The sequence below is a fragment of the Micromonospora xinjiangensis genome (assembly GCF_056150165.1).
This window is the reverse complement of the sequence record NZ_JAXCFO010000001.1, coordinates 19209-33822: the sequence shown is the minus strand read 5'-3', so window position 1 is coordinate 33822 and position 14614 is coordinate 19209. Positions and strand designations below refer to the sequence as shown.

The window sequence follows — 14614 nt, the reverse complement described above, 5'->3', positions numbered from 1 at the left end:
GCCGCGGGACCCCGTCCGGGTGGGGGTGCCTCAGTGGGACAGGGACGCCGTCCGGGCGGCCTCCTCCTGTGCCCGCCGCTCGTCACCGCTGAGCGTGTGCAGCGGCTTCTCCTTGATGAAGAGAACCACCACCATCGCGAGCAGGGCCAGCGGCGCGCCGATGAGGAACAGGTCCGCGGTCGCGATGCCGTAGACCTCCTGCACGACCCGCAGCACCGGCTCGGGCAGCGCGGCGAGGTCCGGCACCTCCGCGGTCGAGCCGCCGCCGGTCGCGGCGGGGCCGAGCCGGTCGGTCATGAGGTGGGTGATCCGGCTGGCGAGCACGGCGCCGAGCGCGCTGACGCCGATGGCGCCACCCATGCTGCGGAAGAACGTCAGGACGCTGGTGGCGGCACCCAGCTCATGGGCCGGCACGTCGTTCTGCGCGGCCAGCACCAGGTTCTGCATGAGCATGCCGACGCCGATGCCGAGCACGGCCATGTAGATCGACAGGACGGTCACGCTGGTGCGCGAGTCGATCGTCCCGAGCAGGATCATGCCGGCGGTCATGATCGCCCCGCCCGCGACCAGGTAGATCTTCCACCGGCCGTACTTCGTGATGAGCTGTCCGGCGACGGTCGACGAGACCAGCAGACCGAAGACCATCGGCAGGCTCATGAGGCCCGCGACGGTCGGCGACTTGCCGAGGGACACCTGGAAGTACTGGGACAGGAAGACCGTGCCGCCGAACATGGCGAGGCCGACCAGCACGCTCGCGATGGTGGCCAGCGAGACCGTGCGGCTCCGGAAGATCTCCAGCGGGATGATCGGCTCGGCGGCCCGGGACTCCACGAAGACCGCCACCGCCAGCAGGACGACACCGACGGTGACCATCAGCGCGGTCCAGCCCGACGCCCAGGCGAACTTGTTGCCGGCCAGCGACGACCAGATCAGCAGCAGCGAGACGCCGCTCGTGATCAGCAGGGCGCCGAGCCAGTCGATGCGTACCTCGCGGCGGACGACCGGCAGGTGCAGTGTCCGCTGGAGCAGGAAGATCGACAGGAGGGTGAACGGGACGCCGATCAGGAAGCACCAGCGCCAGCCGAGCCAGGAGGTGTCGACCAGGACGCCACCGATCAGCGGGCCGGCGATGGTGCCGACGCCGAAGACGGCGCCGAAGATGCCGGCGTAGCGGCCCAGTTCCCGCGGCGGGATCATGGCGGCCATGACGATCGTGGCCAGCGCGGTCATGCCGCCCGCGCCGACGCCCTGGATGATGCGGCTGACCAGCAGCACCTCGACGTTCGGGGTGAAGCCGGCGACGAGCGAGCCGATCACGAACAGCGCCAGGGACGACTGGATGAGCAGTTTCTTGCTGTAGAGGTCGGCCATCTTGCCCCAGAGCGGCACGGTCGCCGTCATGGCCAGCAGCTCCGTGGTGACGATCCACGTGTAGACCGTCTGGCTGCCGTTCAGGTCGGCGATGATGCGCGGCAGCGCGTTCGCCACGACCGTGGACGCGAGGATCGACACGAACATGCCGACCATGAGGCCGGAGAGGGCCTGGAGGACCTCCCGCCGGGACATGCGCGCCGGGGCGACCCCGACCTCGTCGGCGGGCGCGGTGGGTACGGACATCTGCTTCCTTAGCTCGTCGTGACGATGGGGGGCGGAGTCGGGTGGCCGGACGGGTCCGGCAGGCCGGCGCCGAGCGCCTCGAACGCCTCGTCGACCAGATCGGTCAACGGGCGGGCGCCGGCGTCCGCGGCCCAGCGGAGCATGGCGGTGCGGAAGGCGGCGCCGCTGACGGCGGTGACCAGGGCCGGGAAGCCGTGGTCCGGCGGCACGCCCAGCCGGGCGGCGACGACCTCGGCCATCGCGCGTTCGGTCTCGACGCCGGCGGCGACCAGGCGCGGCAGCAGCGCCGGGTTCTGCTCGATGACCACCATCCGCAGCAGCCAGCGCTCGCGGTCCGCCTGCATCCCGGCGATGACCTCGCCGAGGGCCGCCCGGACGGCGGCGAGGGCGGGCACCGCCGGCGGCACCTCGGCCAGCCGCGCCAGGAACCGGGCGGTCTGGTCGGACTGGTCGCCGACGAGGGCTTCGTCCTTGGAGGAGAAGTAGTTGAAGAACGTGCGGGACGACACGTCCGCCGCCGCGCTGATCTCCTCCACCGTCACGTGGTCGAGCCCGCGCTCGGCGACCAGGCGCAGCGCGGCGGTCGCCAGCGCGTCCCGGGTCTGCCGCTTCTTGCGGTCGCGCAGGCCGACAGGGGTGGAGTCGACGGTCACCAGGACAACCTAGGGACGAGTTTTCAGCTCCGGCAAACTTTCGCGATGTGAAGTGAGAAGGCTAACGCCGCGCTCCCGGCGACCGCCGGGTCGCCCGCTCGGGACGGGGGACCCGGCGGCGGCTACTCCTGATCCAGCTCCGCCCGCAGCTGCCGGCGCGCCGGGCGACTCACCACGAACTCGACGATCGCCGTGAGCACGCAGATCACCGCCAGCCAGCCGAGGGCGCCCATGGCCGAGATGTGACCGGTGACGGGCACCATGACGAGCAGGACCAGCACCGCGAGCAGCCGGGGCCACACCACGGGCAGCACCAGGCGGCTGAGCCGTAGCTGGAACGCGGCGTGGGCCAGCAGGAACAGGGCGACGCCGCCGTACATCGCGTACCGGCCCAGCGGATCGAGGGGCTCGCGATGCTGGTAGGCGGCCGCGTCCGCGACCAGGCTCGGCATGTGCTTCAGCCCGGCTGCCAGCAGGATGATTCCGGCGATCATCGGCAGGTGGAGGTAGCTGTAGGCGTCCCGGGCGAGGGTCACCCGGCCGCGCCGGTCGGCGCCGCGCAGGGCCCTCTCGCCCACCAGCGCGGAGAGGTCGAAATAGATCCACTCCAGCGCGCCGGCGACCACCACCGCGAGCGCCGAGGCGAAGATGAGAGCCCGCGAGTTGGCGATGTCGGTCCCCGCGATGCCGACCGCCACCAGCACCTCGCCGAGCGCCACGATCACGATCAGGCGGTGCCGTTCGGTCCAGTGCCGCGCGGAGAGGACCGCCCGCTCGGGTACGGGGAGCGCCAGGGCGGCGCCGTAGTCGACGACGATCGCGAGCATCCACAGCGCCACCTGGCCCCAGCGCACCGTCGCCTCGTCGAGGCCGGACCCGGGCAGCAGCGCGGCGAGCAGCAGCAGGAAGGTGGCGAGCAGCATCGGCACGGTGAGCGCGAGGACGTCCCGGATCCGCAGCGGCGTGGTCGCGTAGAGCCGCAGGGCCAGGTAGACGAGCCGTACGACGAAGAAAGTGGCGACGAACACCACGGGCGTGTGGGGGCCGCCGCCGGGGAAGTCGGTGAAGGCCTCGCGGGTGTTGACCGCCAGCACGAACATGACCGGCGTGGTGAGCAACAGGACGACGCGGCAGAGGCCGTAGTTCGCCCGTACCCGGTTGCCCAACCAGACGAAGAGCGACCAGGACCACCAGAGCATGGTCAGGACGAGCAGCCCGTGCAGGACGCCGAGCGCGCTGTCCTCGTCGGTGACGAGCGTGGTGACCTGGATGAAGGCGAAGACGAAGACCAGGTCGAAGAAGAGTTCCGCGGTGCTGGCCCGGGTCTGTTCGGTGACCGGCCGCAGGCCGCGGCGCAGCGGGACCGTCAGCTCGCCGGTGGCCGGCACGGCGTGTGGCGGGGGACCGCCCGGGTCAGGTCCCGGCACCGACTGGGGGCGGGTGCGTTGCCGACACGGTCACGACGCCTCCTCGCTGTGCCACGACTGCTCGGCGGGGCGCGTTCCCACCCGTCGGTACGGCAAACCCGGCGGGGCCGGCTACGGCGCCTCCGTCGGGGCCGTGTCCGGAGCGCGGGCGTCCTCGTCGGTCAGCGCGTCGTCGTCCGGGTCGAGGGGCCGTTCGGGTTCGCGCCGCACGGGCTGCTCCGGCTCGTCCGGGGCGTGCGCGTGCTGCTCGTCGGAACCCTGCGACATCCGTCCCCTCCCCGGCGCTGCCCGACCCCCGCCCGTCCGCGGGCCCGCACCGGATACCCGTGCCAGCCGAGGCGACACCCGCCGTCCGAGCCGCCCGGTCGGGTCCCGGCGAGCACGGCGGCCGGCGACATCCGGGAGCGCCCGCTTGTGTGGGACGCGCTCATATGGACTGTGATGCATGTCTCGGTACCGTCGGCGCACGCCGGCACCACCGTCGCCCGGCGATCAGGAGGGCATCATGAAGGTTCCGTGGAAGGCCCTGGGCGCCGCCCTGGCCGGCCTGCTGCTCGCGCTGCCTCCCGCCGGCGCGGCGCACGCCGCCGGCGACCCGTACACGGTCCCGCCGGTCGCCGGCTCGCTCGCCACCTACAACGTCTCCGCCGTGTACGTCGCCGGGGTGTCCTCCGGCGGGTACATGGCCACCCAGCTCCAGGTGGCGTACTCGGCGCGGATCCGCGGGTCCGCCGTCTTCGCGGCCGGCCCCTACTACTGCGCGCAGAACACCGTGAGCCAGGCCCTCTACGCGTGCGGCGACAACATCTACCCGACCTACCTGGCCAACCTCGAAGCGTACACCCGCACGTGGGCGTCGTACGGCTGGATCGACCCGGTGGGCAACCTCGCGTCGCGGCCCGCGTACGTCTTCCACGGCAACTCCGACGGCACCGTCGAGAAGTCGGTCACCGACGACCTGGTCCGCTACCACCAGCGCTTCGCCGCGAGCGTGCAGTACGACAGCGGCTCGTCGGCCGGGCACGCGTGGGTCACCCCGTACGGCACCGGGGGGTGCGCGGTCACCGCGGCGCCCTACCTCAACGACTGCGGCACCGACCCGCAGAACGCCCTCCTGCGCAAGCTGCTCGGCTCGGTGCAGGCGCCGAACCGCGGGCCGCTGCAGGGCACGCTGACCCGCTTCAACCAGAACACCTTCGCCGTGAACGGCTGGGCGGCGGGCATCAGCATGGACAGCGCCGGCTTCGCGTACGTGCCGCCCACCTGTGCCGCCGGCGGGTCGTGCCGCCTGCTGGTCGCGCTGCACGGCTGCCTCCAGGGCTACGGCCGGGTCGGTACCGCCTTCGTCGACCGGGCCAATCTCAACCAGTACGCCGACACGAACCACATGATCGTGCTGTACCCGCAGGCCACCACGTCGGCCGTGAACCCCAACGGTTGCTGGGACTGGTGGGGCTACCTCGGCGCCACGAACTACCCGATCAAGGGGGGCGCCCAGGTGGAGACGATCATGAACATGGTCCGCCGGGTCGACGGCTGAACCGGGCGCGGCCGGGCCGGCGTCGCCACGCTCCGGCCGCCGCTCCCGGCGTCACGGCTCCGGGTGGCGCCGGACGAAGTCCTGGTAGGTCTCGTTGGCCAGCTCCCGCTCCCGCACCTCGGCCTGCCGCAGCTCGGCCGCCGCCCGGGCCCGGGCCAGCCGCAGCTCGTGCCGGCGGTCCCGGGCCCGGGCCCAGCCCCGGGCCGCCCCCCAGGCGATCCAGCCCCCGGTGGCCACCAGGCCGGTCAACCCGAAGGCGAGGAGGAACTCCATGGCGACAACCCTTCCGTCAGCCGACGTCCCGCCGTGCGGCGAGCCACGTACCGAGCCCGAACATCACCACGACGTAGCCCACCAGCACGGTAACCGGGAGCGCGGCGTTCGCGGCGTCGAGCACTCCCGGCGTGCCGCCGTCGAACTGGGACCGGGCGCCCAGCGCGCCCGCGAGCGCCCCCGAGCTGGGCGCCAGCAGCACGTTCCGTAGCGCGGTCAGGGGGCTCAGCACGAGGGCGAGCCCGCTGACCGCGTTCTCCAGCACGAGCGTCCACACCAGCCCGACCGCGATCGCCGTGGCGGTGCTGCGGAACGCGACGGCGAGGAAGTAGCCCAGAGCGGCGTGCGCGGTGCAGATGAGCCAGGCCGCCGCGACGGCGGCGGCGAGCCGGCCCGGCGCGGGCAGGTCGAGCCCGCGCCCCTCCACGAGCGCGATGACCGAGGTGACCACGCCCAGCGCGACGAAGGTCAGCACGGCCACCAGCAGGGTCAGCCCGCAGAGCGCGACCGCGTGCCCGACCATCACCTGGGCCCGGCGAGGGCGCTGGGTGAAGATCAGATTCAGGGTGCCCCAGCGATACTCGTTGCCGACCACCAGGGCGCCGAGGATCACCACGATCGCCCCGCCGAAGAGCGGGAAGAGCCCGATCCCGGTGGTGACGAGCTGGCCGGGCAGGACGCTGTCGAGCAGCGACGCGGCGGCCTCGGCCTCCTTCGGGTCGCCCGACAGCGCGAGGTGCACCAGGTAGGGGACGCCGATGCCGAAGGCGAGCGCGAGCGCGGTCCAGGTGAGGGTGACGGTCCAGACCGCCGGCCGTTTCCGGTCGGCGAACCAGGCCGCGCGTACCGAGGCGATCACCGGGTGCCTCCCGTCGTCGTCGCGTCCGCCAGCGCGGGTTCGTCGGCCCCGGTCAGCTCCAGGAACGCCTCCTCCAGCGAGTGGCGCACCGGTCGCAGCTCCCGGACGTCGACGCCCGCCTCCACGAGCCGCCGGTTGAGCGCCGCCGCGAGGGCCGGGTCGGTGCTGACCCGCAGCTGCCCGTCGCGCACCTCGACGGCGCGGACGTCCGGAAGGTCCCGCAGGCAGGCGACCGCCCTGTCGAGCGGGTCCGCCCCGATCAGCAGCGTGCCGTCGCCCAGCGTGGCGCGCAGCTCGTCCGGGCTGCCCTCGGCGACCAACCGGCCCCGGTTGATCACCCCGATCCGGTCGCAGACCTGCTCCACCTCGCCGAGCACGTGGCTGGAGAGCAGCACCGTTCGCCCGTCCCGGCCCAGCTCGCGCAGCAGCTCCCGCATCTCCGCGACACCGGCCGGGTCGAGCCCGTTGGTGGGCTCGTCCAGGATGAGCAGGCGCGGCTCCTTCAGCAGCGCGGCGGCCACCCCGAGCCGCTGCTTCATGCCGAGCGAGTACGTCCGGAACGGCGAGCGGGCCCGCCCGGTCAGCCCCACCCGGGCCAGCGCGCGGTCGGCGGCGGAGTCGGGCACGCCCGCGTACCGGGCGGCGAGCCGGAGGTTGTCCACTCCGGACAGGTGGGGGTAGAAGGCGGGCGACTCGATCAGGGCGCCGACCCGGGCCAGCTCCCGCGGGGTGCCGGGCGGGCAGCCGAGGACGCGGACCCGCCCGGAGGTCGGCCGGACCAGGCCCACCAGCATCCGCATGGTGGTCGTCTTGCCGGCGCCGTTGGGCCCGAGGAAGCCGAAGACCTCCCCCTCGGGGACCCGCAGGTCGAGCCGGTCGACGGCGGTGATCCCGGCGGGATAACGCTTGGTCACCTCGTGCAATTCAATGGCGAATCGGTCATTCTCCACGGGAGTGTCGCAATCGATCGAAGGTGTGGCGTGGTCGGTCGACAGGATTTCGTGCACGGTTCATGCAAGATTCCTTCAAATTCCCGATCGCGACGCGGAGTAATGGGATCGCGCCCTTGACTAACTGTTCGTTAAGGCGCGGTCCGGTGGCCCGAGGTCGCACCGGTGCTCGGGCCGAGGCGCCGCACCGGTCGGCGGAAGCCTCGACACGCCAACGATGTAAAAGCTCCTGACCTGCGGTGGGGCGAATGACGCAGACAGCGTAGCCGAGGTTGATCCGCTCGGGAAGGCCCCGGCATTGGGCGCGTCGCGCCTTTCTGTCCCCACTGCAGGTCACCGCGGGTCAATTTACTGTTGCCACTACCCGACACCAAACATTCTGTTGACGGATGGATTGGCCCTGTGCAGCATGAAGACACTTTGGATTAGATGGTCATCGTTGGCTAGGAGCCCGGATGAGCCTGCCGCCGGACGGTACACAAACCCTCGAAATGCGGCCGAAGCTGCGCCACGACGTGGTCTTCCTGGACGCGCCGGCCGGCGCGTACCTCCGCGGTCCGGACACCGCGTTCCTGATCAAGGGCCGCTCCGCCTTCCGCTGGCTGACCTCGCTGAGCCCGTACCTGACCGGGGAGCACACCCTCGCCCAGCTCACCGCCGCACTGGATCCGGGGCAGCGGCAGACCGTCGTCACCCTGGTCCGGGCGCTGCTCGACCGGGGATTCGCCAAGGACGCCGGTCGCCGCACCGAGCTGACCGAGGCGGTGGCCCGCCGGTTCGCCGCGCAGATCGAGTTCATCGACCACTTCGCCGACGACCCCACCGGCCGGTTCCAGCGCTTCCACACCGCACGGGTGGCGCTCTGCGGCGCGGGACCCACGCTGCTCGCCGCGGCCGGCGGCCTGCTGCGCAACGGATGCCTGCGCCTGGACATCCACCCGGACGACGCCCCGGGCCGGTACGCCGAGGCCGTCCGCGCCGAGGTCGCCGACCTGCGCGCCGACGGGCTCGCCGCCGACGTGCGGGTGCACGACGGGCCGGTCGACCCGTCCGAGGTGGACGCCGTGCTGCACTGCGCCGACCAGAGTGCCCTGCCCCGGCTGGCCGACCTGGCCCGCGCCTGCCACCGGGACGGCCCGCTGCTGGTCCCCGTGCTCTGGGACGACGAACGCGCGGTGCTGGGGCCGGTCGTCGCGGCCGGCACGACGCCGTGCTGGCTCTGCGCCCAGCTCCGCCTCACCGACGCCGCCGATCCCGCCAGCGCGGCCGCGTTCTGGCGTCAGCTCGCCGTCGGCGCCGCGTCCGACACGCCCACGCCGCTGCCCGAGGTCACCGCACGGATGATCGGCAACGCCGCCGCCTTCGAGCTGTTCCGCGTGCTCACCGGCGCGCTCGCGCCGGACACCGACGGCGGGGTGCTGGTCCTCGACCGGTCCACCCTGGAGGCGGCCCGCGAGCCCGTGCTGCCGCACCCGGCCTGCCCGGTCTGCCGGGACGTCGATCCCACCGCCCCGGCGCCCGACGCCGCCACCGAGGAGGAGACGTACCAGCGCGCGCAGGCGCTGGTGTCGGTGCACGCGGGCGTCTTCACCCGCTTCGTCGACGACCCGCTCGAACAGGCCCCGCTCAAGACCGCCCGGCTGCGCCTGCCCGGGCCCCGTGGCCCGCGCGAGCTGACCGCGTTCGACGTGCACACGGTGATGAGCGCGCGGCTCGCCGCCTACCGGGTGGCCGTCCGGGAGCACGCGGCCCGCTACGCCGACCCGGCCGGCGGCGTCCTGGCCACCGCCCGCGAGCTGACCGACCGGGGCGAGCAGCCGGTGCCGTGGACCGAGCTGGGCACGGCCAGCGGCGCGCTGCCGTACGACCCGGACCTTCCGATCCGCTGGCTGCCGGCCACGGTGCTGGGCGGCGCGGCAACGGTCCGGGTCCCGGCGGCGGCGGTGCTACCGGCGTCCGCCGCGAACGGGGAGCGCCTCGCCGAGCGGACCACGGCCGGGGCGGTGGCCGCCGACACCCTCGACGGCGTCATCGACCAGGGGCTCGCCGACGCGCTCGCCCACCACGCGCTGACCGCCGCCCTGCGCGGCGACGCCGGCCTCGTCCGCCTCGGCGAGGAGGAGCTGACCGGCGACGACGACACGGCGTTCGTGCTGAAGGCGGCCCACCGCTTCGGTCGCCGGGTCGCCGCCTTCACCCTCACCGGGGCGGCCCCCGCGCACGCCGTGCTCGTCGTCACGCAGGAGCCGGGCGCGGGGGAGCGCGAGTGGGCGCTCGCGGCCGGCTACGACCCGGTCGCCACGCGGCTCGCGGCGCTGCGCGACCTGGTCGGACGCATCCAGGTGCGCCACTTCGAGGCGACCGAGCCCGACCTCGGCGAGCCGGTCCTCGCCGATTTCGACCCGGCCGTGCTCACCGCCTCAGCGCTCGACCCGTCCGCCGCCGAGCCCGCCCCGACGACCGGCACCGACCGGGACGCGGTGCTGGCCGCGCTCGCCGCGCGGGGAACGAGCGCCCTGCTGGTCGAGACCACCACCCGGGACGTACGGGCCAGCGGCGCGTTCCGCAGCGGCGTCGTCCTGCTGCGCCACCACGGCCGCACGGCCGACTGAGCCACCACATCAGTGGTCCGAGCGAGGCACGCACGGTGGAAGGAGGTGGAAACATGCCGATCACCCTGAACGACGAGCTCCGCGAGCTGGAGACCGAGACCTTCGAGATCGAGGAGGTCGAGGACGGCGGCGAGGCGCTCGCCGCGACCAGCTCCAGCTGTTCCTGCTCGAGCTGCTGCAGCTGCAGCACGTCGAGCTGCTGCAGCACCAGCACCAGCACCTCCAGCTGCGGCTGACCGGGTGACCGGGGTCGAGCCCCGACGCTGACGAGATCCGGTCCCGGTGGGACGCCCGCAGGAACGCACCATCCGCCGCCGGCCGACACCGGCGAGTAGCCCCGCGCGCCTCCGCTGGAACCACCGTGGTGGTGCGGACGCCACACCCACCGCCGACCGGCCCGACCGCGGCTCAAGGAGAGGCCCGTGACATCACCCCTGGCAGCCGTCGCGCTGCCCGACTCGGTCCGCAGCGAACTGCGTGACCTGCAGACCGAGACGTTCGAGGTCGAGGACATCGCGGATCTGTCCGCCGACCTCATGGACATCTGCAGCAGCAGCACCAGCACCTCCAGCTGTTCCAGCTGCAGCACGTCCAGTTGTTGCAGCTGCACCTCGTCGAGTTGCAGCAGCACGAGCTGAGCCACGTCACCACCGGCCGATCCGGACGGCCGAGCGGTGGTGGGGCCCGGGACACGTCCGGAGGGAGGTAGAGGAAATGCCGGAACTGACTGAGGAACTGCGCGCGCTGGAGAGCGAGACCTTCGAGATCGAGGACGTCGACGCGATCGACGCGATGGTCATGGACTGGTCAAGCTCCAGCTGTTCCTGCTCGAGCTGCTGCAGCTGCAGCACGTCGAGCTGCTGCAGCAGCAGCACCAGCACCGGATGCGGCGGCGGCTGACGCCTCCACCGCTTCGTCCCCGCCGGCGAGCCACGCCGGCGGGGCGCCCCGGTCCCGCAGAACCCGTACCGCAGCGACCAGACAGGTGAACCGCATGATCGTCGACGTCCGGACCACCTCCACCGCGTGGGACACCAGCCTCAAACAGCTCGGTGAGGCGTTCCACGAGCGCATCCCGGACCGGGCGCAGCCGCCGACCGCCGCCGGCGCGCCACCGGCCGGGGTGACCGTCCGCATCGCCGCCCTGGGCCTGGCCGACGCGTACGCCGACACCGGCGACGGTCTCACCGGCGATGTCGTCCCGATCTGGCTGCACGGCGCGACGGCGCTGGTCGGCCCCCGCTGGGACGGTGTCGACACCTCCCCGGCGCGCCCCGGCCCCTGCCCGCTCTGCGTCCAGCGCCGCTGGCAGGCGATCCGGCTCCGGGAGGAGCGGCACGCGCTGGAGCACGGCGCGCGCGTCGGCGTCGTCGCCGCGCTGCCGCACCTCACCCCGTTCGCCGTGGACGCGCTCTGGGAGCTGCTCAGGCAGGCGTGTCACCCCGCCCCTGGCCGGCCCGGCGTCGGGCGCGCCCACCAGCTGCGGATGGACACGCTGGAGACCACAGTCGTCGAGGTGCTCGCCGACTCCGAGTGCCCCGCCTGCGCGCGTCCCCGCCCGGACAGCGCGGAGGCTGCCGCGATCCCGCTGACCCGCCGGCCCAAGCCCGGCCCGACCTCGTACCGGCTGCGCTCGGCCGACGAGCTGGACCTGCCGGTCGGCGCCCTCGCCAACCCCGTCGCGGGAGCGCTCGGCGGCAACGCGCTGCGGGCGTACAACGCCACCGCCACCGCGCCGGTGACCGGCTACTTCCGGGTGCGCAGCCGCTACGACCTGCACGAGATGTGGTGGAGCGGGCACGCCAACAGCTACGGCGGCAGCGAGACGTACGCCCTGCTGGAGGGGTTGGAGCGGTACGCCGGCCAGTTCCCGCGGGCCCGGCGCACCGAGGTCTTCGACAGCTACACGAACCTCGCCCCGGACGCGCTGGACCCCGCGGGCCTCGGCTACCACCCGGCCTTCTACCACGGCCACGGGCTCTACTACGCCCCCTACTCCCCGGACGAGCCGATGCACTGGGTCTGGGGATTCTCGCTGCGCGACCGGCGGCCACGGCTGGTCCCCGAGCAGCTCGTCTACTACCTCGACCGACGCACCGACCAGCGCAAGTTCGTGCAGGAGTGCTCCAACGGCTGCGCCAGCGGCAGCTGCCCGGAGGAGGCGCTGCTGCACGGCATGCTCGAACTCGTCGAGCGGGACGCCTTCCTGCTCGCCTGGTACGGCTCGGCGCGGCTCGCCGAGATCGACCCGGCCACCTGCCGGGACGAGCGGGTGCACTTCATGCTCGACCGGGTCGACCTGCTCGGCTACGACGTACGCCTCTTCGACACCCGGGCCGATCTGCCGGTGCCCGTGGTGACCGCGGTCGCCGTGAAACGCGGCGACGGCCTCGGCCAGCTCTGCTTCGCGGCCGGTGCCAGCCTCGACCCCGACGACGCCGTCCGGGCCGCGCTCTGCGAGACCGCCTCCTACGTGCCCGGCTTCGACGAGCGGGTCGCCGCGAGCGAACCGGAGCTGCGGGAGATGGTCCGCGACTACACCAGGGTCACCGAGCTGAGCCACCACGCCCTGCTCTACGGCCTGCCGGAGATGGCCCGCCACGCCGACTTCCTCTTCGCCGACCCGCCCCGCCGGTCCATGTCGGAGCTGTACGACGACTGGCTGGCCGTCCGCCCGGCGCACGACGACCTGCGCGCCGACACCGAGTACGTCGCCGGCCTGATCGCCGGCCTCGGCGGTGACGTCGTGGCCGTCGACCAGACCTGCCCCGAGCAGGAGATCGCCGGCGTCCACACGATGGCCGTGGTGGCCCCGGCCCTGGTGCCGATCGACTTCGGCTGGCAACGACAGCGGGTGCTCTGGACCGACCGGCTGGCGCGGTACCTGGCCCGGGGCCGCCAGGGCCCGGACGGCCTCGGCGCGACCGGCCGCAACCCCCACCCGCACCCCTTCCCCTAGGAGCACCGACATGCAGCAGGAGGCCGTCGAGGTCGTCCGGAGCTACACCGAGGCCGTGTTCCGCCGGGCCCGGGTGCCGATGGAACCGCTCAACTACGAGGTGGACTGGGCCGACCAGCCCTCCCGGCACAAGAGCTACCCGAGCGCGTCCCGGTTGCCGCTGCCCGCCGTCCACCCGGAGCTGCCCACCCTGCGGGACCTGCACACCGGGGAGGGCCTGCCGCCCGTCACCGGCTGGTCGCTGCCGCGGCTCGCGGCGCTGCTGCGCCTGTCGTACGGGGTGCTGGACCGCCGGCTGGGCGTCAACTGGAACCAGGACGCCGCGAAGCGGGCGCACTTCGAGCACGCGGTGTGGGGCCGGGGCACCGCCTCCGGCGGCGGGATGTACCCGGTCGAGCTGTACCTGGTCAGCGGGGCGCGCGGGCCGCTGTTGCCGGGGGTCTACCACTACCACACCGGTGCGCACGTGCTGGAGCGGCTGCTGCTCGGCGACGTGACCGGCACCGTCCGGGACGCCCTGGCCGACGGCGGCGCGCGCGACGACGGGCAGCCGGACGCGACCGACAGCTACCTGCTGGCCAGCATCCGGTTCTGGAAGAACTCGTTCAAGTACAACAGCTTCTGCTACCACGTGGTCACCCAGGACCTCGGCGCCCTGCTCGGGTCGTGGGACCTGCTGGCGCCCGCGCTGGGCGCGCCCCTGCGCCGGCTGCTCCGCTTCGATCCGACGCCGGTGGACCGGCTGCTCGGCCTGGTCGCCGACGCGGAGAGCGTCTTCGCGGTGGTGCCGCTGACCTGGGCGGACCAGGCCACCCCGGAGGGTGGTTCCGCGACGGTGCCGCCGGGCGGGTCGGGGCACGCCGCGCCGCGGGGCGGGCCCGCGGTGAGCACGGCGTCCGGGACCGACCTCGTCCGGGTGCGGCACGAGGCCTTCGAACGCTCCCGCCGCGTGCGGGAGTTCCCCGCCGTGACGGCCGTGCACCGTGCCGCGGCCGCCCCGGCGGCCCCGGCCGTGGACGCGGCGGAGGTCGCCCCGCCGGAGCTGGCCGGCGAGCCCGTCGCGCTGCCGGCGCCCCGGCTCGACCGGCTCGCGACCCCGCTGTCGGCCGTGCTGGCGACCCGGACCAGCAGCTTCGGCCGGTTCCGCCGGCCACCCGAGACGACCGCCGAGGACCTGGCCACCACGCTGGCCTTCGCCGCCGGGGGCGGGCGGTACGCCGCCGACGTGAAGCGACCGGACGGCGGGCCCGCGCTGACTCGGCTCTGGGTCTTCGCCAACCACGTCGACGGGCTGCCCGCCGGGGGGTACGCCTACTGCCCGCGCCAGAACGCACTGCTGCCGGCCGGCCCCGAGCCGGCCGGCGGGATGTCCGCCTTCCTTCAGCAGCAGTACTTCCTCACCAACTACACGATGGACCAGGTCGGCGCGGTGCTCGCGATCTCCGGCCGCCCGGACGCGGTGCTCGACGCGTTCGGCCCCCGCGGCTACCGGATCCTCAACGCCGAGGTGGGCACCGTCGCCCAGCGCGCCTACTGCGCCGCCACCGCCCAGCGCCTCGGCTGCGGGGCCGTGCTCGGCTTCGACAACGTCGCCATGAACACCGCCCTCGGGCTGGACGGGACCGACGAGCGGACCGTGCTCTTCCTGCTCCTCGGGCGGCACCCGGACCCGCCCGCCGACCTGGTGTACCGGCTGTGACCCGCCCCCGACCCCTGACCCCACG

14 protein-coding genes are annotated in these 14614 nt (G+C 73.5%); 7 read left to right on the top strand and 7 right to left on the bottom strand.

Translation table 11 applies throughout. The features are described from left to right. Positions 1-30 precede the first annotated feature (30 nt). The 4 genes from SM573_RS00170 to SM573_RS00155 all read right to left on the bottom strand — a co-directional run bounded on the left by SM573_RS00170 (position 31) and on the right by SM573_RS00155 (position 3964). Positions 31-1617: an MDR family MFS transporter gene (locus SM573_RS00170; protein ID WP_474615122.1), complete on the bottom strand. Its 1587-nt coding sequence runs from the start codon at positions 1615-1617 to the stop codon at positions 31-33. A gap of 8 nt (positions 1618-1625) precedes the next feature. Beyond that, positions 1626-2270, bottom strand: coding sequence for a TetR/AcrR family transcriptional regulator (locus SM573_RS00165; RefSeq protein ID WP_474612093.1), 645 nt, complete (start codon positions 2268-2270; stop codon positions 1626-1628). Positions 2271-2392: 122 nt separating this feature from the next. Beyond that, positions 2393-3658, bottom strand: coding sequence for a low temperature requirement protein A (locus SM573_RS00160; protein ID WP_474615121.1), 1266 nt, complete (start codon positions 3656-3658; stop codon positions 2393-2395). A gap of 150 nt (positions 3659-3808) precedes the next feature. Further along, positions 3809-3964 (bottom strand): hypothetical protein, encoded by a 156-nt coding sequence (locus tag SM573_RS00155; protein WP_474612091.1) that lies wholly within the window; start codon positions 3962-3964, stop codon positions 3809-3811. Between the two features lie 238 nt (positions 3965-4202). Between SM573_RS00155 and SM573_RS00150 the strand changes: the two genes are divergently transcribed. Continuing rightward, entirely contained in the window at positions 4203-5237 is a 1035-nt protein-coding gene (locus SM573_RS00150) for an extracellular catalytic domain type 2 short-chain-length polyhydroxyalkanoate depolymerase (RefSeq protein WP_474615120.1), read from the top strand. 51 nt (positions 5238-5288) lie between these two features. On the opposite strand, the gene SM573_RS00145 is transcribed toward SM573_RS00150, so the two are convergent. Genes SM573_RS00145 through SM573_RS00135 form a run of 3 tightly spaced genes read right to left on the bottom strand, consistent with a single transcriptional unit; the run spans position 5289 to position 7283 of the window. Further along, entirely contained in the window at positions 5289-5510 is a 222-nt protein-coding gene (locus SM573_RS00145; RefSeq protein ID WP_474615119.1) for a hypothetical protein, read from the bottom strand. Between the two features lie 16 nt (positions 5511-5526). Further along, positions 5527-6369 (bottom strand): ABC transporter permease, encoded by an 843-nt coding sequence (locus SM573_RS00140; protein WP_474612088.1) that lies wholly within the window; start codon positions 6367-6369, stop codon positions 5527-5529. Then, positions 6366-7283, bottom strand: coding sequence for an ABC transporter ATP-binding protein (locus tag SM573_RS00135; RefSeq protein WP_474612087.1), 918 nt, complete (start codon positions 7281-7283; stop codon positions 6366-6368). The genes SM573_RS00140 and SM573_RS00135 overlap by 4 nt, the downstream gene beginning before the upstream one ends. 527 nt (positions 7284-7810) lie before the next feature. Here SM573_RS00135 and SM573_RS00130 point away from each other — a divergent pair. The 6 genes from SM573_RS00130 to SM573_RS00105 all read left to right on the top strand — a co-directional run bounded on the left by SM573_RS00130 (position 7811) and on the right by SM573_RS00105 (position 14589). After that, positions 7811-9931, top strand: a complete 2121-nt coding sequence (locus SM573_RS00130) for a TOMM precursor leader peptide-binding protein (RefSeq protein ID WP_474615118.1) — start codon at positions 7811-7813, stop codon at positions 9929-9931. A 53-nt stretch (positions 9932-9984) separates the two neighbouring features. Then, entirely contained in the window at positions 9985-10167 is a 183-nt protein-coding gene (locus tag SM573_RS00125) for a hypothetical protein (RefSeq protein ID WP_046564715.1), read from the top strand. Between the two features lie 186 nt (positions 10168-10353). Beyond that, on the top strand, positions 10354-10569 hold the full coding sequence (locus SM573_RS00120) for a thiazolylpeptide-type bacteriocin (RefSeq protein WP_474612085.1): 216 nt from the start codon (positions 10354-10356) through the stop codon (positions 10567-10569). 76 nt (positions 10570-10645) lie between these two features. Then, a complete protein-coding gene (locus SM573_RS00115) occupies positions 10646-10831 on the top strand; it encodes a thiazolylpeptide-type bacteriocin (protein WP_120331700.1) in 186 nt (61 codons plus the stop codon). Positions 10832-10925: 94 nt separating this feature from the next. After that, a complete protein-coding gene (locus SM573_RS00110; protein WP_474615117.1) occupies positions 10926-12890 on the top strand; it encodes a TOMM precursor leader peptide-binding protein in 1965 nt (654 codons plus the stop codon). A gap of 10 nt (positions 12891-12900) precedes the next feature. Beyond that, positions 12901-14589, top strand: a complete 1689-nt coding sequence (locus SM573_RS00105; protein ID WP_474615116.1) for a nitroreductase family protein — start codon at positions 12901-12903, stop codon at positions 14587-14589. The last annotated feature ends 25 nt before the right edge of the window (positions 14590-14614 follow it).